General features: G+C 67.5%; 19 protein-coding genes, 1 tRNA gene and 1 riboswitch. Of the genes, 7 read left to right on the top strand and 13 right to left on the bottom strand.

Annotated features, from left to right (window positions below; all coding sequences use genetic code 11):
• Positions 1-27: 27 nt before the first annotated feature.
• Positions 28-855, top strand: a complete 828-nt coding sequence (locus QRO93_RS03535) for a methyltransferase domain-containing protein (protein WP_049456913.1) — start codon at positions 28-30, stop codon at positions 853-855.
• Positions 856-951: 96 nt separating this feature from the next.
• On the opposite strand, the gene QRO93_RS03530 is transcribed toward QRO93_RS03535, so the two are convergent.
• The 3 genes from QRO93_RS03530 to QRO93_RS03520 all read right to left on the bottom strand — a co-directional run bounded on the left by QRO93_RS03530 (position 952) and on the right by QRO93_RS03520 (position 4,649).
• Entirely contained in the window at positions 952-2,019 is a 1,068-nt protein-coding gene (locus tag QRO93_RS03530; RefSeq protein ID WP_053448822.1) for a metal-dependent hydrolase, read from the bottom strand.
• A 117-nt stretch (positions 2,020-2,136) separates the two neighbouring features.
• The gene (locus QRO93_RS03525) at positions 2,137-2,937 is read right to left on the bottom strand and encodes a UDP-2,3-diacylglucosamine diphosphatase (RefSeq protein ID WP_053511963.1); all 801 of its coding nucleotides are present in this window, start codon (positions 2,935-2,937) and stop codon (positions 2,137-2,139) included.
• Positions 2,934-4,649: a lysophospholipid acyltransferase family protein gene (locus tag QRO93_RS03520; protein WP_180879001.1), complete on the bottom strand. Its 1,716-nt coding sequence runs from the start codon at positions 4,647-4,649 to the stop codon at positions 2,934-2,936. The genes QRO93_RS03525 and QRO93_RS03520 overlap by 4 nt, the downstream gene beginning before the upstream one ends.
• Positions 4,650-4,974: 325 nt before the next feature.
• Between QRO93_RS03520 and metK the strand changes: the two genes are divergently transcribed.
• Both metK and QRO93_RS03510 read left to right on the top strand, forming a co-directional pair.
• Positions 4,975-6,186 (top strand): methionine adenosyltransferase, encoded by a 1,212-nt coding sequence (metK, locus tag QRO93_RS03515; RefSeq protein WP_004154246.1) that lies wholly within the window; start codon positions 4,975-4,977, stop codon positions 6,184-6,186.
• 140 nt (positions 6,187-6,326) lie between these two features.
• Entirely contained in the window at positions 6,327-6,833 is a 507-nt protein-coding gene (locus QRO93_RS03510) for an acyl-CoA thioesterase (protein ID WP_053448819.1), read from the top strand.
• A 30-nt stretch (positions 6,834-6,863) separates the two neighbouring features.
• On the opposite strand, the gene QRO93_RS03505 is transcribed toward QRO93_RS03510, so the two are convergent.
• From QRO93_RS03505 to QRO93_RS03485, 5 genes are all read right to left on the bottom strand, one after another.
• The gene (locus tag QRO93_RS03505) at positions 6,864-7,232 is read right to left on the bottom strand and encodes a hypothetical protein (RefSeq protein ID WP_164086704.1); all 369 of its coding nucleotides are present in this window, start codon (positions 7,230-7,232) and stop codon (positions 6,864-6,866) included.
• A 99-nt stretch (positions 7,233-7,331) separates the two neighbouring features.
• Positions 7,332-9,617, bottom strand: a complete 2,286-nt coding sequence (locus QRO93_RS03500; RefSeq protein ID WP_180879002.1) for a hypothetical protein — start codon at positions 9,615-9,617, stop codon at positions 7,332-7,334.
• 19 nt (positions 9,618-9,636) lie between these two features.
• Positions 9,637-9,708, bottom strand: a tRNA-Lys gene (locus QRO93_RS03495).
• Positions 9,709-9,791: 83 nt separating this feature from the next.
• Positions 9,792-12,503 carry a phosphoenolpyruvate carboxylase gene (gene ppc, locus QRO93_RS03490; protein WP_180879003.1) on the bottom strand — a complete coding sequence of 904 codons (2,712 nt, stop codon included), beginning with the start codon at positions 12,501-12,503 and terminating at the stop codon, positions 9,792-9,794.
• Positions 12,504-12,810: 307 nt separating this feature from the next.
• Complete coding sequence (locus tag QRO93_RS03485; protein WP_180879004.1) at positions 12,811-15,333, bottom strand: prolyl oligopeptidase family serine peptidase; 2,523 nt, start codon at positions 15,331-15,333, stop codon at positions 12,811-12,813.
• Positions 15,334-15,453: 120 nt separating this feature from the next.
• Positions 15,454-15,537: riboswitch (S-adenosyl-L-homocysteine riboswitch) on the top strand.
• A gap of 36 nt (positions 15,538-15,573) precedes the next feature.
• Here QRO93_RS03485 and ahcY point away from each other — a divergent pair.
• Positions 15,574-17,019 (top strand): adenosylhomocysteinase, encoded by a 1,446-nt coding sequence (ahcY, locus tag QRO93_RS03480; RefSeq protein ID WP_004154241.1) that lies wholly within the window; start codon positions 15,574-15,576, stop codon positions 17,017-17,019.
• Between the two features lie 90 nt (positions 17,020-17,109).
• On the opposite strand, the gene QRO93_RS03475 is transcribed toward ahcY, so the two are convergent.
• Positions 17,110-17,796 (bottom strand): energy transducer TonB, encoded by a 687-nt coding sequence (locus QRO93_RS03475; RefSeq protein ID WP_180879005.1) that lies wholly within the window; start codon positions 17,794-17,796, stop codon positions 17,110-17,112.
• Between the two features lie 33 nt (positions 17,797-17,829).
• On the opposite strand from QRO93_RS03475, the gene ybaK reads away from it, so the two are divergent.
• Both ybaK and QRO93_RS03465 read left to right on the top strand, forming a co-directional pair.
• Complete coding sequence (ybaK, locus tag QRO93_RS03470; RefSeq protein WP_053448813.1) at positions 17,830-18,303, top strand: Cys-tRNA(Pro) deacylase; 474 nt, start codon at positions 17,830-17,832, stop codon at positions 18,301-18,303.
• On the top strand, positions 18,303-18,788 hold the full coding sequence (locus QRO93_RS03465) for a hypothetical protein (RefSeq protein WP_053448812.1): 486 nt from the start codon (positions 18,303-18,305) through the stop codon (positions 18,786-18,788). The genes ybaK and QRO93_RS03465 overlap by 1 nt, the downstream gene beginning before the upstream one ends.
• A gap of 69 nt (positions 18,789-18,857) precedes the next feature.
• On the opposite strand, the gene QRO93_RS03460 is transcribed toward QRO93_RS03465, so the two are convergent.
• Positions 18,858-19,493, bottom strand: coding sequence for an energy transducer TonB (locus QRO93_RS03460; protein ID WP_180879006.1), 636 nt, complete (start codon positions 19,491-19,493; stop codon positions 18,858-18,860).
• A gap of 100 nt (positions 19,494-19,593) precedes the next feature.
• On the bottom strand, positions 19,594-20,151 hold the full coding sequence (locus QRO93_RS03455; RefSeq protein ID WP_180879007.1) for a DUF3228 family protein: 558 nt from the start codon (positions 20,149-20,151) through the stop codon (positions 19,594-19,596).
• 135 nt (positions 20,152-20,286) lie between these two features.
• On the opposite strand from QRO93_RS03455, the gene QRO93_RS03450 reads away from it, so the two are divergent.
• A complete protein-coding gene (locus tag QRO93_RS03450; RefSeq protein WP_180879008.1) occupies positions 20,287-21,804 on the top strand; it encodes an amidohydrolase family protein in 1,518 nt (505 codons plus the stop codon).
• 6 nt (positions 21,805-21,810) lie between these two features.
• Here the strand turns inward: QRO93_RS03450 and QRO93_RS03445 are convergent, their stop codons facing one another.
• Both QRO93_RS03445 and QRO93_RS03440 read right to left on the bottom strand, forming a co-directional pair.
• Complete coding sequence (locus QRO93_RS03445) at positions 21,811-22,542, bottom strand: LytTR family DNA-binding domain-containing protein (protein ID WP_164086696.1); 732 nt, start codon at positions 22,540-22,542, stop codon at positions 21,811-21,813.
• Positions 22,539-23,585: a sensor histidine kinase gene (locus QRO93_RS03440; RefSeq protein ID WP_180879010.1), complete on the bottom strand. Its 1,047-nt coding sequence runs from the start codon at positions 23,583-23,585 to the stop codon at positions 22,539-22,541. The genes QRO93_RS03445 and QRO93_RS03440 overlap by 4 nt, the downstream gene beginning before the upstream one ends.
• Positions 23,586-23,591: the final 6 nt, after the last annotated feature.

The following is a 23,591-nucleotide window of genomic DNA, read 5'->3' as shown; positions in this document are numbered from 1 at the left end:
GCAAGCTCGACTCTACAAGAGCACACCATGACGCCGCCGATCTCTTCCCCGACCTACCTGCACGGATTCTCCGGCACCGAACAGCAGCGCCTGATGACCCAGGCGCGCCTGCTGGAATCGAGCATCTTCGGCCAGATCGACTACGGCGGTGCGCGTCGCCTGCTGGAAGTAGGCAGCGGCGTCGGTGCGCAGACCGAGATCCTGCTGCGCCGCTTCCCCGAGCTGCACGTGACCGGCGTGGACCTGAGCGAAACGCAGCTGGCGACCGCGCGCGAGAATCTGGCGCGCACGCCGTGGTGCAGCGACCGCTACACCCTGCAGCAGGCCGATGCCGGCGAACTGCCGTTCGACGCCCGCACCTTCGATTCGGCGTTCCTGTGCTGGGTACTGGAACACGTGCCGTCACCGGCGCGCGTGCTGAGCGAAGTGCGCCGTGTGCTGGCACCGGGCTCCCCGGTGTACATCACCGAGGTGATGAATGCCTCGTTCCTGCTCGATCCGTATTCGCCCCACATCTGGCGCTACTGGATGGCCTTCAATGACTTCCAGTACGACCACGGCGGCGACCCGTTCGTCGGTGCCAAGCTGGGCAACCTGCTGCTGGCCGGCGGTTTCCGCGACGTGCATACCGAGATCAAGACCATCCACCTGGACAACCGTGAGCCGGCCCGACGCAAGACGATGATCGCGTTCTGGGAGCAGCTGCTGCTGTCGGCGGCCGACCAGCTGCTGCAGGCCGGGCTGGTGGACGAGGAGACCGTGGAGGGCATGCGCCGCGAGTTCCGTCTGGTGCAGAACGACCCGAACGCGGTGTTCTTCTATTCGTTCGTGCAGGGCCGCGCGACGGTGTATTGAGCCGACGTTCTACTGCCAATTGAGGCAGTAGAGCCACGCCATGCGTGGCTGCCGCCGCCGATGCACCGCCATCCACGCATGGCGTGGATCTACGGATCAATGCACGGCGGCGTGGTCGACCGCACCCGGCGATGTCGCCGGCTCCTGCCAGATCCGCTGCCACATCGCGGCCAACCGGCGACCGACGTCAGCGCGCGCGGCAGGACTGCTGTAATCCATGCGCAACTGCTCGGGCCTGATCGCCCGCCATTGCCCATCGACCTGCTCGGCCACCGCGAAGTTGAAGGTGTAGTCGGGCTCCAGGCCCATGCGCAGATCGCTCAGCACCAACCGGCCCTCCACCACCTGCGCGCGCATGAAACCGCGGTTGAACCACTGCAGCCGCTGCACGGCTGGAATCGCAGATGCTTCGCGCAAGGCCTGCACGTTGGACGGATGGCCCTCGAACCGCATCGGGCCCTGGTCGGCCACCAGCGAGCGGTCCCCGACCACGTAGCCATTCGGCGTCATTGCCACCACCCGCCACAGCAGGGTGTTGAACGGCATCGGCACCGAGAAGCGCGGCGCATCGCCCAGGCCCATCGCGGCCAGGCTCTGTTGGGCGGCACGATCGACCTGCGCCTTGGCCATCAGGCCCCAGCCCAGGTAGCCGCTGCTGACCAGCAGGGCCACGCCCAGCGCCTTGCCCGCCCACGGCCGCGCGCGGCCGAACCAGGCCAGCACGCAGCCCAGCAGCAGCCACACGGTATAGGCCGGGTCGATGATGAAGACGCTGGAGCCCATCGTCGGGTGCGGCCGCAACGGCCACCACAGCTGGGTGCCGTAGACGGTGAACGCATCCAGCAGCGGATGGGTGACCAGCGCCAGCTGGATCGCCCAGAACCAGCGTACCGGTGACTGCGCGACCCGGCCGTTGCCGAAGCGCTTGAACAGCCACCAGATCAGCGCCGCCACCCACGGCAGCACCAGCAGCGAATGGCTGAAGCTGCGGTGGTCGACCATGTTGGCGACCGGGTCGGCCGCAGTGAAGCCCAGCCACAGGGCGTCGAGGTCGGGCAGGGTGCCGAGCGCGGCACCGGCCAGCAGGGCCGCGCGGCGATGGCCGGGCGGTGCGATGGCAGCGGCGACGGCGCCACCGAGCACGATCTGGGTCAGGGAGTCCATTGGCCGATGCTAGCGCGATGGCCGCGCGTTTGTAGAGTCGAGCTTGCTCGACTGTTCCGCCCCTGTAGAGTCGAGCTTGCTCGACTGCGGAGCAAGCTCGACTCTACAAGAGCAGGTTCAGGCCGCCTGCGACAGGCGCGCGCCCGGCAGTTCCACCAGGGTCTGGCCGTTGTGGTCGAGCAGGCGCAACGCGCCGTCATGGTCTTCGGCCAGCGCGGTCAGGCTCTCCACCCAGTCGCCATCGTTGGCGTAGACCAGGCCATCGCGTTCAATCAGCGCCGCACGATGGATATGCCCGCAGACGATGCCATCCAGGCCACGCCGCCGCACGTCATCCAGCCCGGCCTGCACGAAGCGCTCGATGTAGCGCTCGGCCGCACCACTGCGCTTCTTCAGGAACTCCGACAGCGACCAGTAGCGCATGCCCAGCCGGCGGCGCACGGCGTTCAGCGCCTGGTTGCCGGTCAGGATGCGGTAGTACAGCCAGTCGCCGAATTTTTCCTGCAGCCCGCCGAAGTGGGTCACGCCGTCGTAGTCGTCGCCATGCGCCACCAGCAGCCGGCGGCCGTCGGCGGTCACGTGGATGGCGCGTCGGCGCACCTGCATCGCCGGCAGCATCAGCCCGCACACCTGGCGCAGCGATGCATCGTGGTTGCCTGGGATGTAGATGATCTCGGTGCCGGCCCGGCGCAGCGCATGCAGGGCCTGGATGACTTCGCTGTGCGACTGCCGCCAGTTGGCGCGGCGATGGGCCATCCACCACAGATCGATGATGTCGCCGACCAGGTACAGGCGTTCGCAGCGCAGCTGCGAGAGGAACCGCGCCAGCTCGCTGGCGTGGCAATGACGTGAACCCAGGTGCACGTCGGAGACGAACACTGCGCGCCGGTGCGGCGACAGGTTCGCCGGCGCGCTCATGCCGCCGCCCCCGCGTCGCGCAGGTAGCGTTTGCGCTTGTTGGGCCGGATCGCGCACAGGTCCACTTCGATCAGGCCGTCGATCGAGTCACTGAAATCCGGGTCGACACCGAAGGCAAGGAAGCGCGCACCGCCGGGTTCGCACAGATCGGTGTACTGCCGGTACAGCGTCGGCACGCCGGTGCCGAGTGCGGCCAGGTTGGCCTTCAGCACATCGAACGCGGCGCCAGCATCCAGTTCGCCGAAGCTCGGCGGCGCGGCGAAGTACTGGAACGGCCGGTTGGATTCGGCCAGCCCGGCGGTACCGCTGTAATAGCGCTGGTAGTACGCCACCAGCTGCTCGCGCGCATCACGCGGCAGCGCGGCGCTGATCGATACGGCGCCGAACAGGTAGCGGATGCCCGGCCGGCACTGCAGGTAGGCACCAATGCCCTGCCACAGGTAGTCCAGGCTGCGGCTGCCCCAGTAGTCGGGCACCACGAAGCTGCGCCCCAGTTCCAGGCCCTCGGCGATGTGGGTGATGGCATCGTCGGAGTAGCGGAACAGCGAAGCGCTGTAGAGCCCGGACAGGCCGTGCCGGGCCAGTGCCTGCGCACCGCGCATGATCCGGTAGGCGCCGGCAATGCGCTGCGCGGCGGCGTCCCAGATCACGATGTGCTCGTACTGCGGATCGTAGTCGTCCAGGTCGCGGCTGCGCCCGGTGCCCTCGCCCACCTGGCGGAAGGTCAGTTCACGCAGGCGGCCCAGCTCCAGCAGCAACGGCGAATCGGCGGTGCAGGTCGCCAGCAGGATCTGCTTGCCATCGGCGGTCTGGCCCAGCTGGGTCGCCGCGGCGATGCCGGCGGCCACCTGCGAAGGCGGCACCGGCGATGCCAGCGGCTCGGGTCCGGCGCAGGCAACCGCCCCGCCGGTCTCGCCATTGCGGCCCAGCGCATACAGCGCGCGACGCACCGCCAACAGCTGCGCCCCGGGATCGCCCGCCTTGCCTAGCTGCATCGGCTCGCCGATGCTCAGCCGCAGCGGACGGCCACGGCGGGTGAACATCTCGCGTGCCAGCAGCGCGGTGCCAGCCGGCTTGAACAGGGTCGAAGCGCCGTAGAACAGCGCCGAGTTGCGCGCCTCCACCCGCACCGGCAGCACTGGCGCGCCCGCAGCGCGGGCGAAGCGCACGAAACCGCGCTGCCAGCGACCATCGCGGATGCCGCGCAGCGACAGCCGCGAGACTTCGCCGGCCGGGAACACGATCACGCACTGCTCGGCGGCCAGCGCCTCTTCAACCGCATGCAGGCTGCCACGCTGCGCCTTGCCACCGAGGATGCGCACCGGCAGCAGCAGATCCTGCAGCGGCGCGATCGCGCCCAGCAGGTCGTTGGCCACGATCCGCACGTCGCGGCGGATGCGGCCGACCGCGTCCAGCAGGGCCAGCGCGTCCAGGGCACCGGAGGGATGGTTGGCGACGATAAGCAGGCGGCCGGTGGCCGGGATCTTCGCCAGTGCGGCCGGGTCCACCTGGTACTGGCCGTCGATGAATTCCAGGCCGGCGGCGACGAAGCCGAATCCGCGCAGGCCTGCGCTGCGCTGCAGGAAGGCTTCGATCTGGTCCAGCCGCGACCAGCGGCCGACGCTGCGCAGCAACGGCCGCGCCAGCTGGCCACGGCGGCCATGGAACCAATCGGGGAAGCGTTGCTGAAGGCGCTGTTCGAGTTCCTGCATGGCGGTTCCATTCATGCCCGGCGGCCGGTTTGGCCGACAGCCTGCGCCCGGCAGGCGGCAGCCATGTGGCGGTTTCGGGGCAGAACGATGACCGCAGACCGGGCGTCGCAGGCGGCGCGGCCGGGGCCGTCAGGCCACCGGCCCGTTGTCACGCTGGTGGAACACTGGGCACCGAGGCTGGGGCCCAATCCTGCGGGGACGGCCCCTGGCGGGCCTACACGGCCTTAACCACCGCCAACCGGTACAGGTTCACAATGCACAGGCGGCGCACCCCGTGTATCATGCGCGCCCATCTTTCCATCCGAATCAAGGGATATACCGCCTGATGTCCAGCTATCTCTTCACCTCCGAGTCGGTCTCTGAAGGCCATCCGGACAAGGTTGCCGACCAGATCTCCGATGCGGTGCTGGACGCGATCCTGACCCAGGACCAGCGCGCCCGCGTGGCCTGCGAGACCATGGTCAAGACCGGTGTTGCCATTGTCGCCGGTGAGATCACCACCAGCGCCTGGATCGACCTGGAAGCGCTGACCCGCAAGGTCATCACGGACATCGGCTACGACAGCTCCGAGGTCGGCTTCGACGGCGCCACCTGCGGCGTGCTGAACCTGATCGGCAAGCAGTCGCCGCACATCGCCCAGGGCGTGGACCGCAAGAAGCCGGAAGAAATGGGCGCGGGCGACCAGGGCCTGATGTTCGGCTACGCCACCAACGAGACCGACAGCTACATGCCGGCCGCGATCCACCTGTCGCACCGCCTGGTCGAGCAGCAGGCCAAGATCCGCAAGAAGCGCAACTCGCCGCTGTCGTGGCTGCGCCCGGACGCCAAGAGCCAGGTCACCCTGCGCTATGAAAACGGCGTGGTCTCGGCCATCGACGCCGTGGTGCTGTCGACCCAGCACGCCCCGGGCATCAAGCAGAAGGACCTCATCGAGGCCGTCCGCGAAGAGATCATCAAGCCGGTGCTGCCGGCCAAGTGGCTGCACAAGGGCACCAAGTTCCACATCAACCCGACCGGCAAGTTCGAGATCGGCGGCCCGGTGGGCGACTGCGGCCTGACCGGCCGCAAGATCATCGTCGACACCTACGGCGGCTGGGCCCGTCACGGTGGTGGCGCGTTCTCCGGCAAGGACCCGTCCAAGGTCGACCGTTCGGCAGCCTACGCGGCCCGCTACGTCGCCAAGAACGTGGTTGCCGCCGGCCTGGCCGACCGTTGCGAAGTGCAGGTTTCCTACGCCATCGGCGTGGCTGAGCCGACCTCGATCTCGGTCACCACCTTCGGCACCGGCAAGATCAGCGACGACAAGATCGAGAAGCTGATCCGCAAGCACTTCGACCTGCGCCCGTACGGCATCATCAAGATGCTGGACCTGGTGCACCCGATGTACCAGCAGACCGCCGCCTACGGCCACTTCGGCCGCAAGCCGAAGGAGTTCAGCTACCTCAACGGCGAAGGCGAGACCGTCAACGCCACGGCCTTCTCCTGGGAGAAGACCGACCGCGCCGCCGCCCTGCGCGCCGATGCGAAGCTGAAGTAAGAAACACGAAGGGCCGCTCACGCGGCCCTTCTGCTTCTGGTAGAGCCGGCCGCTGGCCGGCTTTTTCATGGCTTCTGGAAACCATCGCGTGGTTGCCGGCCAGCGGCCGGCACTACCCGGTAACCGATACAATCCGGCGCATGTCGACCGAACTGAAAACCCACCAACTGTCCATGACCGTGCTGATGTCGCCGGAGATGGCCAATTTCTCCGGCAAGGTCCACGGCGGTGCGATCCTGCGCCTGCTCGACCAGGTCGCCTACGCCTGCGCCAGCCGATACGCCGGCAGCTACGTGGTCACCCTGTCGGTGGACCAGGTGATGTTCCGCCAGCCCATCGCGGTGGGCGAGCTGGTCACCTTCCTGGCCTCGGTGAACCATACCGGCACCTCGTCGATGGAGATCGGCATCAAGGTGGTGGCCGAGGACATCCTCAAGCGCAGCGTCCGCCACGCCAACAGCTGCTTCTTCACCATGGTGGCGGTGGATGAAGAGGGCCGGCCGACGCCGGTGCCGACCTTGCAACCATCCACCTCCGACGAGAAGCGCCGCCAGGCCGCCGCGCAGATCCGCCGCCAGCTGCGCCAGGAAATGGAACAGCGCCATCTGGAACTGCTGGCGTCGAACCCGCCTTCGCCTGAAGAGTGATCGAGTGGCAGCGGTGGTCACTGCACGCCGCTACTCCTCTTCCTCCCGCAGATAGGGCGAACGGTAGCGCTGGATGTTCAACAGCGGATCGGCCTCCGACAGCGCAGACTCAGCATCCACCGACGACACCAGGTACATGTAGTAGTCGTAACCGAAGTGAACTTCGGCAGTCTCGCTCACCAGCTTGCACCAGATGACGTTGCGCAGCGCATCGCGCGCCACCCGCTCGATGCCGTCCAGATCCAGCGGCTGGCCCTCGTGGTAGTCGCGTGACTCACGCCGTTCAAGTGAATGGATACGCAGCGAATCCACGCCAGCTGCCACGCAGAATCGCCGGATGGCATCGAGATAGGCGTTCTCCACGATCTGGTAATCCTCGAGGGTTACCAACCTGCCCACGTCGCAGAATTCGGTCCATTCAGAGGGATGGGAGGACAGGTACCCCTCCGGCGTGTACTGCCAGTATTTTGTAATGCGCCAGGAATGAACGAGTTCCACTCAGTGCTCCATTGTCACCGGCCGCAACCAGGACTGCGGACTCCAGCCGAGCAGTACCTGCGCCGGCTGCCCGCCCTGGGACGCCACCACCAGGCCGTCCATCGCGGGCGCGAAACGCCGCTGGAAACCGGAGGGTTGTGCGGCGAACAGTGACCTCAGCGTCGCCATGGATTGCGCCAGGCCAGCGTCATCGAGGCGCGAGAGGAAGAACACCATCTGCCGCCACGCATAGGCACCACGCTTGCGGGCCGTCAGCCATGCATGCCAATGCGGAGCAACCTGCTGCAGGTCGGTACAGACCGCAGAAAAACCACGCTGGATCATGTCCGGCAGTTCCTCGGCCAGCACCGCGTCGAGCTGGAAACGGTCGAATAGGACCGCCAGGTTGTGGGTGGTCAGGATCTGCACCTGTTCGATCACTGCACCATTCGCAGCGGGCCCTGCCTGGCCCGGCGCAAGGTCTGCCCGAGCCAGGCACAGGCCCGCCAGATCGTCTACCCGATGCTGCGACCGTCGGCCCGTTCGGGGCCTCGGTTCGCCAAGCCGCTCGAGCATCATGCTGTCGATATCGTAGTAACGGGCGTACAGACTGCCTGCGGTGAACCGTCCGGCATGCCGTGCCGCTGTCGCGAACCCGGGGGCGAACGCGCCCATGAAGATATCTGCGGCCAGCTCTTCCACCAGGGGCAGATCAGCACCAGCACTGTCCGCCAGGCTCCGCAGCTGCCGCAGCAGGGGGTTTGGCAAGGGGGTTTCCGGGTAGTGGCGCAAGGCAAGCGCCACGACGTCGCCCAGCATCCGCTGGGCGGCAGGCGTCCCGCGCTGCCGTTCGCTTTCCAGTCCAGCAGCCCATGGCAACTCCGCCATGCGCACCTGCGACTGCAGGTTCAACAGCAACAGTGAACGACGTGCATCGAAAGCGGTCCGGCAGGCGGCATAGAGACGACCATGCGCCGGATCGGTGAAGCCGCGCTCGGCAACCCGCGCACCCAGCTGCGGAAGCAGCAGCGCGAGCGACTCGAGCGAAGGAACCAGGCCGGCTTCGATAAGCTGTTCAACGGTGCCCTGCTGGCACCGGGCCACATGCTGTCGCAGCGTGCGGGGCAGAACGCTACCCGCCGCAACCAGGGAAGTCGCTTCATCCGGCTGCACGTCCCGCTGCAGGGAAGCAACATCCACGACACCGGCATCGGCAGGGAACAGGCGCAGACGATTGGCGGCGATGCGTGCGAGCGCAGCATGCGGAGGTGCAGCAACACTCTCCTGCTCGAAGCGCATGCGTGCCGCGTAGGTGTCCGAGTCAGGCACACCATGCTTGCCTGCGTGATCGTTCACGATCTGGCCCACGCGTGACCTCTGGTGTGGCGTCAGCACCACACCATCTACGCACAACGCCAGGTACTCCAGCAGTTCAACATCACGATGCCGGCTCGCCTTGCGCGCGGGTGATTGCCTGCGCAACGTGCGGAACGTGGCCACGGCCTGCTTCGCATCCGGCAACCAGTCCTGCGGGAACTGCATGCAGGGCTGGCCATCGCGCCAGGTCTGCAGGAGCAACCCGACAGCGGTCGCGTACAACGGGCGCCATTGCATCAGCACGTGATGCTGCGTCTTCACCCGTGCCGAACTCGTACGCCGCTGCAACTGCGCAACGACGGCGCCGGCGGTCTCCACGAAGAGGGTGAAGTCTCCCCCGGCCGGCAGCTTTTCAGTCCCGGCCGCCAACGGTACCGGCTCCGGATAGAAGCGAAGGCTCGGGAACCAGCCGACGATGGCGGCCAGAATAGCTTCCACCTGCGCATGCGCCCCCTGCTGCAGGAGCCAGGCCACGGTGAGCAGCGCCGACTCTTCCGGTACGCCGACGCGATAGTCGCCCTGCTGCAACCGCGCGTGCAGCCAGGCCATGCCCTCATCGCCCAGGCACCATGCGTTCAGGCGCTGCCGCTCATTGCCGGTGCCCGTGTCCAGCACCTGGGCCGCAAGGTGCCTTTCCCAATCCAGCAGGGGCCCACCGGCCAACAGCGCACCGGTGGCGAAGCCGCCGGTAACCACTTCCGGCGTTGCCCATGCGGGCGCCCCCTCGATGGGCGTTCGTGAGCCGTGCTGCAGCAGGTCAAGCGCCTTGCCGTCGAGCAGCCGGCTCCAGCGATCGACACGTGCCTGTGCGGACTGGCGCTGCTCTCGATTGGCAGCCTCCTGCAACGCGCGCAAAGCCCGCGTCATCTGGGCGCCAATGTAGCCGCTCCCTATCGTAGGCGGAGCATCGCGTTCGTCGTCCTTGGCCATCGCTGCTGGAATCCGTGTGGTCCGGGGGCTGGAATCGAACCAGCGCCCACCCGGTTAAGAGCCAGGTGTTCTACCACTGAACTACCCCGGAGTAGAGCCCGCATGCTGCCCAATCGTAGACCGCAGGGCAAGCGATGAAGGGCAGACGGGGATTCCTCTCCCCAGGAAAGTGGATCACCCCGTGTTCTGCACACCCTGCGAAACACCGTTCACGCACGCCACCAGCGCGCGCAGCAGGTCGTCATCCTCACGCCCGCTGGCCCGCCAGCGCTGCAGCAGGTCCACCTGCAGCACGCTGATCGGATCGACGTAGGGATTGCGCAGGCGGATCGACAGCGCCAACCGCGCATCGTGGTCGAGCAACGTCCGCTGGTCCATCAACGCCAGCAGCCAGTGCCGGGTGAGTTCCAGTTCGCGTTGCACCTGCGGGAAGAAACGGCCGTGCAGCTCACCGGACAGCTTCGAGAACTGCTCGGCGATGGTGATATCGCCCTTGGACAGCACCATCGCGATGTCATCCAGGAAGGTGCGGAAGAACGGCCAGTCGCGAGCCATCGCGCGCAGGGTCTGCTCGTGGCCGGCATCGACCGCGGCCTGCAGGCCGCTACCCACGCCGTACCAGCCAGGAATGACCGCACGCGCCTGGCTCCAGGCGAACACCCACGGAATCGCACGCAGGTTGCCCAGCGCGGCGTCCTGGCCCAACCGGCGCGATGGCCGCGAGCCCAGCGTCATGCGCTCGATCACATCGATCGGCGTGGCGGTGCGGAAGTAGTCCATGAAGCCGGATTGGCCGACGAAGGCGCGATACACCCCGCTGCTGGCTGCAGATACCGCGTCCATCACCGGCCGCCAGTCGTCCTCGCGCGGCTCAGGTGCGCGTGGCCGCAGGCTGGCACGCAATACCGCGCCGGTGGCCTGTTCCAGCGAACGCAGGGCCAGCGCACGGATGCCGTACTTGCGGTGGATCACCTCGCCCTGCTCGGTCACCCGCAGGCGACCATCGATGCTGCCACGCGGCGAGGCATCCACCGCGTGCGTGGTTTTGCCGCCACCGCGGCTGATCGAGCCACCACGCCCATGGAAGAAGGTCAGGCGGATGCCGGCCTCGGCCGCCACCTCCAGCAGTTCCACCTGCGCACGTTGCAGGCCCCAGCGCGAGGCGGCGATGCCACCGTCCTTGCTGCTGTCCGAATAGCCCAGCATCACCATCTGCACGTCGTCGCGTGCTTGCAGGTGTGCGCGATAGATCGGGTCGGCCAGCAGGTCGCGCAGGGTCGCGGTGCCGCGCTTGAGGTCATCCACGGTCTCGAACAGGGGGGCGATGTCCAGCGGCACCGAACCGCCCTCTTCCACCAGGCCGCCACGGCGTGCCAATGCGAGCACCGCCAGTACGTCACTGCGGTCATGCGCCATCGAGATGATGTAGCTGCCCAGCGCATCGCCGCCATGGCGCGCGCGTGCATCGGCCAGTGCGGCGAATACCGCATCCAGGCGCTGGTTGCCCTCGTCGTCACTCTTCGGCAGCGCGGCTTCACCACTGGCATGCGGCGCCAGCAGGCGCGCGCGGCCCACTGCGTCCAGGCCGTCCCAAGCAGTTTCCCCGCCCAGCACCGCCGCCAGCGCGCGCGCATGCACGCTCGACTCCTGGCGCACGTCCAGCCGTGCCAGATGGAAGCCGAAGGTCTTGACCCGCCACAGCAGGCGCTGCACGGCAAAGCCACCGGCATGCTCGCCGCGGTTGGCGCGCAGGCTGTCGAGGATCAGCTGCAGGTCGTCGATCAGTTCGTCGGGGCCGGCATAGGCGCCCTCGCCGTCGTCCAGCGTTGCCTGCAGGCGCGCGCGCATGCGGTCGTTGAGCAGGCGGTACGGCATGTCGGCATGGCGCGGCCGTGACTGTACCTGCGGCAGCAGCTGCTGGTAGTGCGCCACGCGTGCATGCAATGCATCGCTGACCCCCACCCGCTCGGTGGACTGGCTGAGCAGGCTGGCCAGCTGCAACAGTTCCTTCTGGTAGCGCCCCAGTACCGCCTGGCGCTGCGCATCCAGCGTGTTGCGGATGGTGCTGGCATCCACGTTCGGATTGCCATCCATGTCGCCGCCCACCCAGGTGCCGAAGCGCAGCAGGCGCGGCAGCGGCAGTTCTTCGCCGTAGGTATCGCGCAGTGCCTGCTGCAGCGATTCGTACAGCACCGGGATGACCCGGTACAGCACCTGCACCAGGTAGAAGCCGACGTGCTCGCGCTCGTCATCGACAGTGGGCCGCACCGGCGAGGAATCGGTGGTCTGCCACGACGCGGTCAGCGCCATGCGGAAGCGCGCGGCATCGGCCGCCGCTTCGCCCGGCGTGCGCTGGCCGTCGAGATTGTCGACCAGGCTGGCCACCATCAGCTGCTCTTTCTCCAGCAGCGCGCGGCGCACGGCTTCGGTCGGGTGTGCGGTGAACACCGGTTCGATATCGATGCGTGGCAGCCACTGCGCCAGCTCGTCCAGGCCCACCCCCTGTGCCTTCAGATGCTGCAGGGCATCCTGCAGGCCATCGGGCTGCGGCGCGGCAGTACCCGCGCGCTGGTAATCGCGGCGACGGCGGATGCGATGCACGCGCTCGGCGATGTTGACCACCTGGAAGTAGGTGCTGAAGGCCCGCACCATGGTCTCGGCCTGCTGCGGCGTGCGCCCGGCCAGGCCATCGGCCAGCTCCGACAGCGGCGCCTGGTTCTCGCGGCGGGCAATGGCGCGGGTGCGCACGTCTTCCACATCGTCGAGGAAAGCGGCGGACACCTGTTCCACCAGCAGGTCGCCGACCAGCGCACCCAGCCGGCGCACGTCATCGCGAAGCGGAAGATCGGGAGAAGCGAACTCGATGCTGCTGCGGTACTCGTTCATCGGCGACGCACAGGCCTCGGTCAACGGATCCAGACCCCAAGCCTAAACCAGAACGGGCATCGTGCTGCGATGCAAAAATGGTTTCATCTGCATGCATCGCCTGATGTGACCGGAGGGGAAACACCGGCTGGAACCACCGTGCGGGAAACACCGACTGGGTAGAGTCGACTGTTAGTCGACTGCTCTCCTGTCAGGTCTTCGAAAGCCCGCGCTGCGCGCGATAGTCGACTAACAGTCGACTCTACCCAGTCGGCTCTACCCCGTCGCGTCACAGCGGCCCCCGTTGCGGGGGCCGCCGTCATGCGCGTCAGCGCTTCTTCTTCGCCTTGCCCTGCTCGGCCGGGCCGATGGTCTGCTCCAGCCAGCGCTCGCTTTCAGCCAGCATGGTCATGATCGATTCGCGTGCGCGGTAGGCATGCGATTCGTTCGGCAGCATCACCAGCCGCGCGCTGCCACCCAGGCCCTTCACCGCGGCGAACATGCGCTCGCTCTGGATCGGGAACGTGCCGGAGTTGTTGTCGTCCACGCCGTGGATGAAGAGGATCGGATCCTTGATCCTGTCGGCGTAGTTGAACGGCGCCATCTTCTGGTACACGTCCTGCGCCTGCCAGTAGTTGCGCTCCTCGGCCTGGAAGCCGAACGGCGTCAGCGTGCGGTTGTAGGCACCGCTGCGCGCGATGCCGGCCTTGAACAGGCGGGTGTGCGCCAGCAGGTTGGCGGTCATGAACGCGCCATAGGAATGGCCACCGATGGCGATGTGATCGCGGTCGGTCACGCCACGCCGCACCACTTCATCCACCGCCGCCTGCGCATTGGCCACCAGCTGTTCGATGTAGGTGTCGTTGGGCTCCTTGTCGCCCTCGCCGATGATCGGCATCGACGGGCTGGCCAGCACCACGTAGCCCTTGGCCAGGAACGCCTGCGGGCCCCAGTAGCTGATCGCGTTGAAACGGTACGGCGAATCGGTCACCTGGCTGGCCGCGGCTGCGCTCTTGAACTCGCCCGGGTAGGCCCACATCAGCAGCGGGCGCGGGCCGTCGCGCTTCGGGTCGTAGCCCGGCGGCAGCAGCAGGGTCGCGGTCAGATCGACGCCGTCCTTGCGCTTGTAGCGGATCTGCTCCTTCTGCACGCCCTTCAGCTGCGGCAGCGGATGGGCAAAGTGGGTCAGCGCGCGCGGCGCGGCGCCGGCGTCGGCCAGCGACTGCACGTAGAAGTTGGCCGGCTCGTCCGGGTTTTCACGGCTCAGCAGCAGCGAACTGCCCTGTTCGTCCAGCAGCGCAACCGGCAACGAATAGCTCGGTGCCTGCGAGTGGAACAGGCGCGTCGCCTTGCCCGTGGCGATGTCGAAGCGATCAACAAACGGGCGGTCGCCTTCCGGCGAGGCACCGGCACCGGCCAGGTACAGGCTGCTGCCATCGGTGCTGGTCTGCAGCAGCGAGCGGCCGCGGTCGTCGCTGGACATCAGCGGCCGGCCCGGATCGGCGTAGCGGTCCTGCGCGTCGCGATCCCACAGCAGGCGCGGCTCGGCACCGGCGTTGTCCGGGGCGATCAGCCAGGTCTTGGTTTTGCGGGTCTTCCACCACGATTCGGTCAGCAGGGCCAGGTCGCCACGGCCCCAGCTGATGCCGGCCAGGCGGCTGCCGAGCTGGGCCAGGGTCACCGGCGGTTTGTCGAACGGTGCGGCCTGCATCAGCACCGCATCGCGCACCTTGGCCTCCCTGTTCGGGTCGCCGCCGTCCTGCGCCTCCGCCCACACCAGGGTGGCATCGGCATCACCGCGCCAGCGGATGTCACGCACGCCGGTCACCTCTGCATCGTTGCCGGTCGGCAGGCCTTCCACCAGCGGGCGCACCGCCACGGTGTGCACCAGCTTGCCGCTGGCACGGTCGATCACTTCGATGCGGCGCGGGAAGCTGTCCACCGGCACCACGTACGAGTACGGGCGCTGCACCGGCTGGCGCAGCACGTAGCGGCCATCCGGCGAAACCGAGAAGCCCATGAAGATGCCGGCCGCGCCGATCGGGCGGGTGTTGCCGTCGAGGCTGACTTCCACCGGCTGGGTGGTGGCGTAGTAGTCGAACTGGCGCGCGTCGGCTTCGTTCTTCAGCAGGTCCTGGTAGGTACGGATCGAGACGACGCCGCCGCCCTGGCTGGTCTGCTGCACGGCCGGGCCGGTCGGGATGCCGTCGGCGGCGGGGGCGGCGCCCAGGTTGGCCGGGCGGGTGAACACCACCAGCCCACGGCTGTCCGGCAGCCACTGGTAGCCACTGCCCATCACCGTGTTCAGGCCGGCGACCAGGCGGCGGGCGCTGCCGCCGGCCACATCCACCAGCCACAGTTCATTGGCGCCGCTGGCGGCGTCCACCTGGTTGAAAGCCAGCCACTTCTGGTCCGGCGACCACATCAGACTGGCGATCGACAGCGTGCCCGGCAGGCCGCTGATCGGCCGTTCCTTGCCGTCGGCCACGTTCATCAGCCACAGCTTCTGGCCAAAGCTGAAGCGGCTGTCGGAGAACGTGCGCGGGTTGATACGCTGGCCGGCCAGCTTCAGTTCCGGCTGCGCCACCACCTGGATCGAGGGCAGCGAAGGCATCTGCATCAGTGCGGCCACGTCGCGGCGCGGCGACAGGAACAGCGAGGGCGCGCGCGGCGCGTCGACCACCGCCTGCAGCGCGGCCGAGGGCAGTTCGTACGCCGTGACGCCCTGCGCCTGCGCCTGCGCCGCAGCCGGCTGCGGGGTGGCCGAGAAGGCCAGCGGGGCCACTGCCAGCAGTCCCATCGACAGGACCAGGCCGGTCCAGCGCCGTGCGCGGCGCGTGTGCATGCTCATCGTTCCACCTGTGTGATGCGTGAAAACACCGACCTTAACAGGCCGTGCATGCCTGCCCATCTGCCGATGGTTGGGTCATCCCTGTGTCATGACGGGGCCGCGATATAATGGGGGTTCTCCCCTGCCGAGGGGCGCTGCGACCGGATCCCACGAGGCCCGGCCAGGCTCGGTAAGGTGGCTATGCAACAACGGCGCCCGGCCAGATGCGAGCACCCGCTCGCCCACAACCGGAGCACACGAATGAACGCTGTTGCCAAGACCTTCTCCACCGAAGGTGATTACAAGATCCGCGACATCACGCTGGCCGACTGGGGCCGCAAGGAACTGGACATCGCCGAGCACGAGATGCCGGGCCTGATGTCGATCCGCCGCAAGTACCAAGCCGAGCTGCCGCTGAAGGGCGTGCGCGTGACCGGCTCGCTGCACATGACCATCCAGACCGCGGTGCTGATCGAGACCCTGAAGGACATCGGCGCCGACGTGCGCTGGGCCTCGTGCAACATCTTCTCGACCCAGGACCACGCCGCTGCCGCCATCGCCGCCACCGGCACCCCGGTGTTCGCCTGGAAGGGCGAAACCCTGGAAGAGTACTGGGACTGCACCCTGGACGCGCTGACCTTCACCCTGGCCGACGGCACCCTGACCGGCCCGGAGCTGGTGGTCGACGACGGCGGTGACGTGACCCTGCTGATCCACAAGGGCTACGAGCTGGAAAACGGCAGCGACTGGGTCAACACCGCGTCCTCCTCGCACGAAGAACAGGTCATCAAGAACCTGCTCAAGCGCGTGGCCAAGGAGCGCCCGGGTTACTGGGGTCGCGTGGTCAAGGACTGGAAGGGCGTCTCCGAAGAGACCACCACCGGCGTGCATCGCCTGTACCAGCTGGCCCAGGCCGGCACCCTGCTGATCCCGGCGATCAACGTCAACGACTCGGTCACCAAGAGCAAGTTCGACAACCTGTACGGCTGCCGCGAGTCGCTGGCCGATGGCCTGAAGCGCGCGATGGATGTGATGCTGGCCGGCAAGGTCGCCGTGGTCTGCGGCTACGGCGACGTCGGCAAGGGCTGCGCCGCGTCGCTGCGTGCCTATGGCGCGCGCGTGATCGTCACCGAGATCGACCCGATCTGCGCCCTGCAGGCGGCGATGGAAGGCTATGAAGTCAACACCATCGAATCGACCCTGGGCCGTGCCGACCTGTACGTCACCACCACCGGCAACAAGGACATCATCCGCATCGAGCACCTGAGCGCGATGAAGGACCAGGCCATCGTCTGCAACATCGGCCACTTCGACAACGAGATCCAGGTCGATGCGCTGGTGTCGTTCGCCGGCATCAAGCACGTCAACATCAAGCCGCAGGTGGACAAGTACATCTTCCCGAACGGCAACGCGATCTTCCTGCTGGCCGAAGGCCGCCTGGTGAACCTGGGTTGCGCCACCGGCCACCCGAGCTTCGTGATGTCCAACAGCTTCGCCAACCAGACCCTGGCACAGATCGACCTGTGGGCGAACAAGGACAGCTACGAGAAGAAGGTCTACCTGCTGCCGAAGAAGCTGGACGAGGAAGTGGCGCGCCTGCACCTGGAAAAGATCGGCGTGAAGCTGACCACCCTGAGCCAGGAACAGGCCGACTACATCGGCGTGCCGGTGGAAGGCCCGTTCAAGCCGGACCACTACCGCTACTGATGCCTGTGGTGTGCCGGCCCACGGCCGGCGCACCCGGTGCATGCAACACACGGAACGGGCGCCTTCGGGCGCCCGTTCTGCGTTTGCCCCTCAGAAGTCGAAGTTGACCGGAATCCTGGCCAGGCTGATGTCGGGCGGGTCGCCTCGCTTGCTGGTAAACGTCCAGGCCGATGCCGCGTCGACGGCTGCCGCATCCAGCGTGGGATGGCCACTGGACTCGGCGATGATCCTGCCGGTGACCCGGCCTTCGCGGTTGATCACCACCAGCACCACGGTCGTGCCTTTCAGACCCTGCTTGTACGCCTCCTGCGGATACCTTGGGGCAGGCGATGACAGCGGCCACCATCCCACCGGCGGCGCATCCGGCGGGTCGGTATCGACCAGGCAGCGCTCGGGTATGCGGATGCCCATGCGGGTGTCCTGCTTCGGATCCACTTCCAAGGCAATGCCGCGACAGTTGCCCGCCAGCGCGGCGAGGAACAGCGCCTGCCGCCACGTTGCGCGGATATCCGACCCGACCCCGGTGAAACGGCATTGGTCGCCCTTTCGATGCGATGCCATCGACACCATGCCCGCATCGATCAAGTCCCGCACGGCCTGCCCGCGTGTACAGCGGTCCTCACTGGCCAGGGCCGGACCAGCGACCACCATCATTCCGGCAAGCAGACCCGCCGCAATCATCCGCTGATAGGCCACTCCACTCCCCTGTGCTGCGTTCTGTTGACCCGAGTCTGCCACGCCATGCATGGATGCTCCACCCGCAATAGCCTCGGTCAAGGCAACGCCTCCGCCCCGCGCTACGATGCCTCCATGACCCCGGCCATCAACCTGCTCAAGCGCGAGAAGATCGCCCACACCGTGCGCAGCTATGTGCACGACGCCCACGCCGAATCGTATGGCGGCGAAGCCGTCGACAAGCTCGGCCTCGACCCGGCCCAGGTGTTCAAGACCCTGCTGGCCAGCACTGAAACCCACGAACTGCTGGTAGCAATCGTGCCCGTGGCCGGCCAGCTGGACCTGAAGGCGCTGGCCGAAGCGGCCGGCTGCAAGAAGTGCGAGATGGCCGCCGCCGATTCCGCACAGCGCGCGACCGGCTACCTGGTCGGTGGCATCAGCCCGCTCGGGCAGAAGAAGCGCCTGCGCACCTTCCTGGATGCCAGCGCCGAAGTGCTGCCCATGCTGCATGTCAGCGCCGGGCGGCGTGGCCTGGAAGTGGAACTGGCGCCCGGCGACCTGCTGCGCCTGACCGCCGGCCACTACGCGGCGATCGGCAAGGCACGCTGATGCGCTGGCCGTGGTCCGCCGCACCATCACCCCGGCTTGAAGATCCACAGGCCGATGTACTGCTGCAGGACCTGCTGTCACGCGACGGTGCACGCATCACCGACGCGGCACGCACGGTCGCACGGCTGTTCAGCGCGTCGTCGCTGGAGGCGCTGGCGGTGCACACGGACCTGATTGAAAAATGCTGCCAGGGCATCGCACTGGGCGGCATGCTGATCAGCAACCAGGCGCACCTGAAGGCGGCCCTGCAGCGGCTGCGCTACTGGCAGGCACGCCAGGGCTGCCTGTGCGCGCTCAATCCCGGCTATCCGTTCTTCGATCCCCGTCGCCTGCTTGAACAGGGGCAGATGCAGCTGCTCTCGGTGCAGGACGCCGAGGATGGATGGGGCGACTGCCACACCGTTGCCTGCATGCAGTGCGGCCAGCACTGGCAGGCGATCGACCGCGAATACCATTACCCCTGGTGGGAGTGGAAAGCCATCTGACAGGGACGCAGCCACGCATGGCGTGGCTCTACCGCGGTCCAGTAGATCCACGCCATGCGTGGATGGCGGTCACTCCACAAGCTCATACCGCATCGGCACGCGCACAATGGTCAGCGCCGGCACCGTGCTTTGGGCATCGCCGCGCACGAAATGCCAACCACGCAGCTCTTCCACCGCCGCCTCGTCCAGTACCGCATGGCCACTGGAGGTCTCCACGATCACCGCAGCCACTGCGCCGTTCGCATCGACCAGAGCCTTGAGCAGGCTGCGCCCGGAAAGCCCCTGATCCATCGCTTCGCGCGGATAACGCGGCAGCTTTCCGCGCGGCTGCAACCAGGGAACACCTTCGCCGGCGAACAGGTCCTGGCTGCGGCGCGCAGCACATCGCTTCGGTGTGCGCAGCAGCAGTGATGGACGCAGGTTGTCGGCCGTCACCTCCGCAGGCGCTGCGCAGGCATGCTGCGCCAGTACCTCCAGCATCTGCTGCTGCCGAAGCAGCCCCTTGCCGTCGCTCGCCGTCACCTCGACCACGCAGCGTCCGTCCCGGGGCTGCATCGACAATGCAGTCACGCTCGCATCGCGAAGTCCGGAAACCGTGGCCAATGGCGCACACGCAGTGTCAGCAGAGGGCTTCGCCGCCAACACCGTGGCGGCGGGCAAGATGCCTGCCAGCAACACCGGGATCATCCTTGTCCAGACAGCCATGCCCCGCCCTCCGTGGGTTTGCCTGGCCCGATCATACCTGGCGCATGGCAGCGGGTGATGGGGTCAGAGCCCCGCGGTGCGAGGATCTGACCCGCGACGGCTACGGCCGCCAGTTGGCGTTGTTCTCCCAGAACGCCACCGAGCGCTGGTAGGCCTCCCGGTCCAGCGGCACACCCGAGCCGCCCTCCTCCACGCCCAGCGCATTGCGCATCATGGTGATCGGCGCCATCGGCACCTCTTCCGGCTCGGCGGTGTAGATGCAGCCGACGATGCCCCAGTCGGCCTCGATCGGCGAACCTTCCCTGGCCAGCTGCTCGGCGCTGTACAGGATCACCACCAGATAGTTCGCGCGCGGCGACTCCACGCCTTCGAACCAACGCACCAGCACCGGCAGCTCATCACGGTTGCGCGCTTCGTAGCCGCTGCGCAGCTGGTGGCGGTTGGCCTCGGTCACCGGCACCGTCAGGCAACGCGTGCTGGTCCAGTTCTCGTAGACAAACAGCTTGCAGAACGGCGCATAACCGTCGAGCACCTTCAGCGGTGCGTGCGCATTGAGGTGCGCCTCGAACTGCTCGGCGGTGCAATCCTGGATGGTGTTGCCGCGCGGCACACGCGGGAACAGGCGGGGACGGGCAAATTCGGTGAGGACGATGGACATGGCGCGATGTGATCAGGAGTTCTGCCGCACAGGGTAACCGCCCTGCAGGCGGCAGGGGCGGATGCCGATGCTCACTGGCATCCGATGCAGGTTTGCCGCACCCTGCGCAGGACCCACCGCAAGGATCGCAGGCTCATGGAAGCAGCACGCGTATTGCCCCGTTCCGCCCCCCGTCGTCGCTGGCTGAAGGTGCTGGCCGCACTCCTGCTGGCGCCGCCGTTGCTGTTCGCCGCCGCCCTGTTCTGGCCGCTGCCGGCACCGCCGCTGCCCGAGCCTGGCAACAGCCGCCTGATCGTCAATGCCCGTGTGGTAGACGTCGTGCGCGGCCAGGTCAGCGAACCGACCACGGTGACGCTGCACAACGGCACGATCACCGCCATCGGCGAAAGCGTTGCCGATGCAGCGTTACCGGTCTTCGACGCCGGTGGCCGCTGGCTGCTGCCGGGCTTCTGGGACATGCACACCCATGCACTGCAGTTGTCGCCGCAACTGCAGTTCCCGCTGATGCTGGCCAACGGCATCACCGGTACCCGCGACATGATGGACTGCCCGCAGGCCACCGATCCGCTGATCGCCTGCGTGGCCGACAAGCGCCGCTGGACCGCACAGGCCATTGCCGGGCAGCAGGTCGCACCACGCTTCTTGCAGGTCGCCAGCTTCTACTTCGAAGATCCGTTACTCGCGCCGGAAGCCGCTGCTGAGCGTGCACGCACGTACAGCGCGCGTGGCGTCGACGCGTTGAAGGTCTACAACCGGCTGCGTGCCGATACCTACCAGCGGCTGGCCACCGAGGCGCAGCAGCTGCGTCGCCCGCTGGTCGGCCACCTGCCCAAGGCCGTGCCACTGGAAACCGCGTTGCAGGCGGGCCAGCGCAGCTTCGAGCACGCCCATCTGTTCGTACGCCACTGCTTCGACAACGCGGCGGCGTGGCGCGGTGGCACGCTCGACGGCGAAGACCCGACCGCGCTGGCCGAACGGATGGTCAGCGGCTACCAGCCGGCCCTCTGCAGCGAAGCGTTCGGATTGATGCAGGCCAGCGCTGCAGCATTCGTGCCGACCCACGTCACCCGCGAGGAAGACGCGCGCGCACGCGATCCGGCGTTCATCAACGATCCGCGCCTGGCCTATCTGGATCCACTCTCCCGCTGGGCGTGGCGCGACGATCTGCAGGCCACGGTGGAGCACTACCCAGGCCTGCGCGGCGAAGACGTGCTGAAAGCCTACTTCGCGCATGGACTGGCGCTGACCGGTGCCGCGCATCGTGCGGGCGTCACCGTGCTGGTCGGCACCGATACCGGGCTGGGCGGTTTCCGCTACCACGATGAACTGCAGTGGCTGCGACGGGCGGGACTGAGCCAGGCCGACGTACTGCGTGCCGCCACGCTGCAGGCCGCGCGTCATCTGGAGCTGCAGGCATCGCACGGCAGCATCGAGGTCGGCAAGGCCGCCGACCTGGTCCTGCTCGATGGCAACCCGCTGCACGACACCGCCAACACCCGCCGTGTGCACGCCGTGCTGCTGGCCGGCCACCTCTACGACCGCCCGCGACTGGATGCCCTGCTGGCCTACGCCCGTGCGCAGGCACGATCGCCCGCGGTGATGGCGCGCCTGCTGTGGGGCTTCGCCACCAGCCCGGTCAGTGCCGAACTGTAGCGGCGGCTACAACGCCATCCGCTCGCGCAGCTCGCGTGCCTGCCGCCGAGATACTTCCACTTCGCTGCCGTCGTCCAGCGCCAGGTCGTAGCCATCGCCGATGCTCGGCGTCACCGCGCGGATACGGCGCAGATTGACCAGCGTGTTGCGGTTGGCGCGGAAGAACAGCTCCTGCGGCAGGCGTGCTTCCAATGCGCTCAGGCTGCGGGTCAGCAGCGCGTTCTGGTCGCGGAACCACAGCCGCGTGTAGTTGCCGTCCACCACCAACCGCCGGATCTCGGAGACCGCCACGAACCAGCAGCGCTCGCCCTCGCGCACGAACACCTGGTCCTGCGCGCCCAGCGTGCCACGCAGCGCGGGCGCTTCAGTCGTCTCCACCTCGCGCTGGCGCGCCCGCTGCAGCGCTTCCAGCAGCCGCGGCGCCTCCACCGGCTTGACCAGATAGTCCAGCGCGTTGGCCTGGAAGGCGCGTACCGCATAGCCGTCGAAGGCCGTGACGAACACCACCGCCGGCACGGATTCCAGTCCCTCCAGCACGTCGAAGCCACTGCCGGAGGGCATCTGCACATCCAACAGCACCAGGTCTGGTGCCAGCGTTGCAATCGCCTCGCGCGCAGCCGGCACGTCGTCGGCCTCGCCCACGCACTGCACCCACGGCAACGCCGACAACAGCGTGCGCAGCTCCTGCCGCGCCAGCCGTGCGTCATCGACAATCAACACACGCAGCATGCCGCTCATTGCGCAATCTCCAGCACGGCCTGCATGCGCTCACCGACCGGCTGCAGGATGAAACGACCACGCGCGCCCAGCTGTGCACGCAGATAGGCCAGGCCAACACCGTGGCCCGGGCTGGGCTCGATCGCGCTGCCCAGCGGATTGTCCACCTGCAGGCGCAGCACGTTGTTGTCGAGCGTGGCACTTATCTGCACCACGCCACCGCCCGGGCGGCTGGCGATGCCGTGCTTGATCGCGTTTTCCACCAGCAGCTGCAGCGCCATCGCCGGCAACTGTGCCTGCGTGGCATCGGCATCAATCTGCTGCCGCACCTGCAGGCGCTGTTCGAAGTGGATCGCCTCGATCGCCAGATAGTCATCCACCACCGCCAGTTCCTCGGCCAGCGTGACCTGCTCGTTCCGGTTGTGCGCCAGCGCCTGGCGCAGGGTGCGCGACAGGCGGGTGACCATGTCGCGTGCGCGCTCGGGATCTTCCAGGATCAACGCACGCAGGTTGTTCAGCGCATTGAACATGAAATGCGGATTGAGCCGTGCGCGCAGTGCATCGCGCTCCAGCGCGCTGCGTTCGGCTTCCGCGCGCAGCCGCGCCAGCTCCGCACCCCGTATCCGGCGCAGGCTGTGCAGGCCTGCCCAGAGCGCGGTCCACAGCGCCAGCATCACCGCCGTGGTGTACCAGTAGAGCAGCAGCGCCTTGGGGCTGAAGTCGGCCACCTGGCGACCGGCATCCACCCATCCCAGTGCCAGCGCCGTGTGCAAGGCGATGATCACCAGCGCCTGCGCCAGCGCCGCGCCGAGCGCCACCGACACGGCCAGCCGCAACAACAGCCCGGCGGTACCGCGCGACCACCAGCCGGCGCGCAGGGCCAGCGCACGAATGCCACCGCTGCAGCCGAACAGGCTGACCGCCAGGCCGACCGTGATCAGCACGCCAGCGCTTCCGGCGTCAGCCAGATAGGCATGCCGCAGCGCGAGGCCGGCGGCCGCGTAGAGTGCCCACACCAACGCATTGAGCAGCCAGAAGCGTACCGACGAAGAGGAGTCCGGCATGTCCAT

The organism is Stenotrophomonas maltophilia group sp. Smal17 (genome assembly GCF_030237045.1).
Classification (GTDB): Bacteria; Pseudomonadota; Gammaproteobacteria; order Xanthomonadales; family Xanthomonadaceae; genus Stenotrophomonas; species Stenotrophomonas forensis.
Note: the sequence above shows the minus strand (reverse complement) of the source record. Positions and strands in the feature narration are given on the sequence as shown.

What these genes read in the sequence shown, in the direction of transcription:
- QRO93_RS03450 (WP_180879008.1), top strand. Translation starts at nt 20,287, where the DNA reads ATGGAAGCAGCACGCGTATTGCCCCGTTCCGCCCCCCGTCGTCGCTGG.
- QRO93_RS03455 (WP_180879007.1), bottom strand. Translation starts at nt 20,151, where the DNA reads ATGTCCATCGTCCTCACCGAATTTGCCCGTCCCCGCCTGTTCCCGCGT.
- metK (WP_004154246.1), top strand. Translation starts at nt 4,975, where the DNA reads ATGTCCAGCTATCTCTTCACCTCCGAGTCGGTCTCTGAAGGCCATCCG.
- ahcY (WP_004154241.1), top strand. Translation starts at nt 15,574, where the DNA reads ATGAACGCTGTTGCCAAGACCTTCTCCACCGAAGGTGATTACAAGATC.
- QRO93_RS03520 (WP_180879001.1), bottom strand. Translation starts at nt 4,649, where the DNA reads ATGCAGGAACTCGAACAGCGCCTTCAGCAACGCTTCCCCGATTGGTTC.
- QRO93_RS03525 (WP_053511963.1), bottom strand. Translation starts at nt 2,937, where the DNA reads ATGAGCGCGCCGGCGAACCTGTCGCCGCACCGGCGCGCAGTGTTCGTC.
- QRO93_RS03500 (WP_180879002.1), bottom strand. Translation starts at nt 9,617, where the DNA reads ATGGCCAAGGACGACGAACGCGATGCTCCGCCTACGATAGGGAGCGGC.
- QRO93_RS03465 (WP_053448812.1), top strand. Translation starts at nt 18,303, where the DNA reads ATGCGCTGGCCGTGGTCCGCCGCACCATCACCCCGGCTTGAAGATCCA.
- ppc (WP_180879003.1), bottom strand. Translation starts at nt 12,503, where the DNA reads ATGAACGAGTACCGCAGCAGCATCGAGTTCGCTTCTCCCGATCTTCCG.
- QRO93_RS03445 (WP_164086696.1), bottom strand. Translation starts at nt 22,542, where the DNA reads ATGAGCGGCATGCTGCGTGTGTTGATTGTCGATGACGCACGGCTGGCG.
- QRO93_RS03530 (WP_053448822.1), bottom strand. Translation starts at nt 2,019, where the DNA reads ATGGACTCCCTGACCCAGATCGTGCTCGGTGGCGCCGTCGCCGCTGCC.
- QRO93_RS03510 (WP_053448819.1), top strand. Translation starts at nt 6,327, where the DNA reads ATGTCGACCGAACTGAAAACCCACCAACTGTCCATGACCGTGCTGATG.
- QRO93_RS03460 (WP_180879006.1), bottom strand. Translation starts at nt 19,493, where the DNA reads ATGGCTGTCTGGACAAGGATGATCCCGGTGTTGCTGGCAGGCATCTTG.
- QRO93_RS03535 (WP_049456913.1), top strand. Translation starts at nt 28, where the DNA reads ATGACGCCGCCGATCTCTTCCCCGACCTACCTGCACGGATTCTCCGGC.
- QRO93_RS03440 (WP_180879010.1), bottom strand. Translation starts at nt 23,585, where the DNA reads ATGCCGGACTCCTCTTCGTCGGTACGCTTCTGGCTGCTCAATGCGTTG.
- ybaK (WP_053448813.1), top strand. Translation starts at nt 17,830, where the DNA reads ATGACCCCGGCCATCAACCTGCTCAAGCGCGAGAAGATCGCCCACACC.
- QRO93_RS03485 (WP_180879004.1), bottom strand. Translation starts at nt 15,333, where the DNA reads ATGAGCATGCACACGCGCCGCGCACGGCGCTGGACCGGCCTGGTCCTG.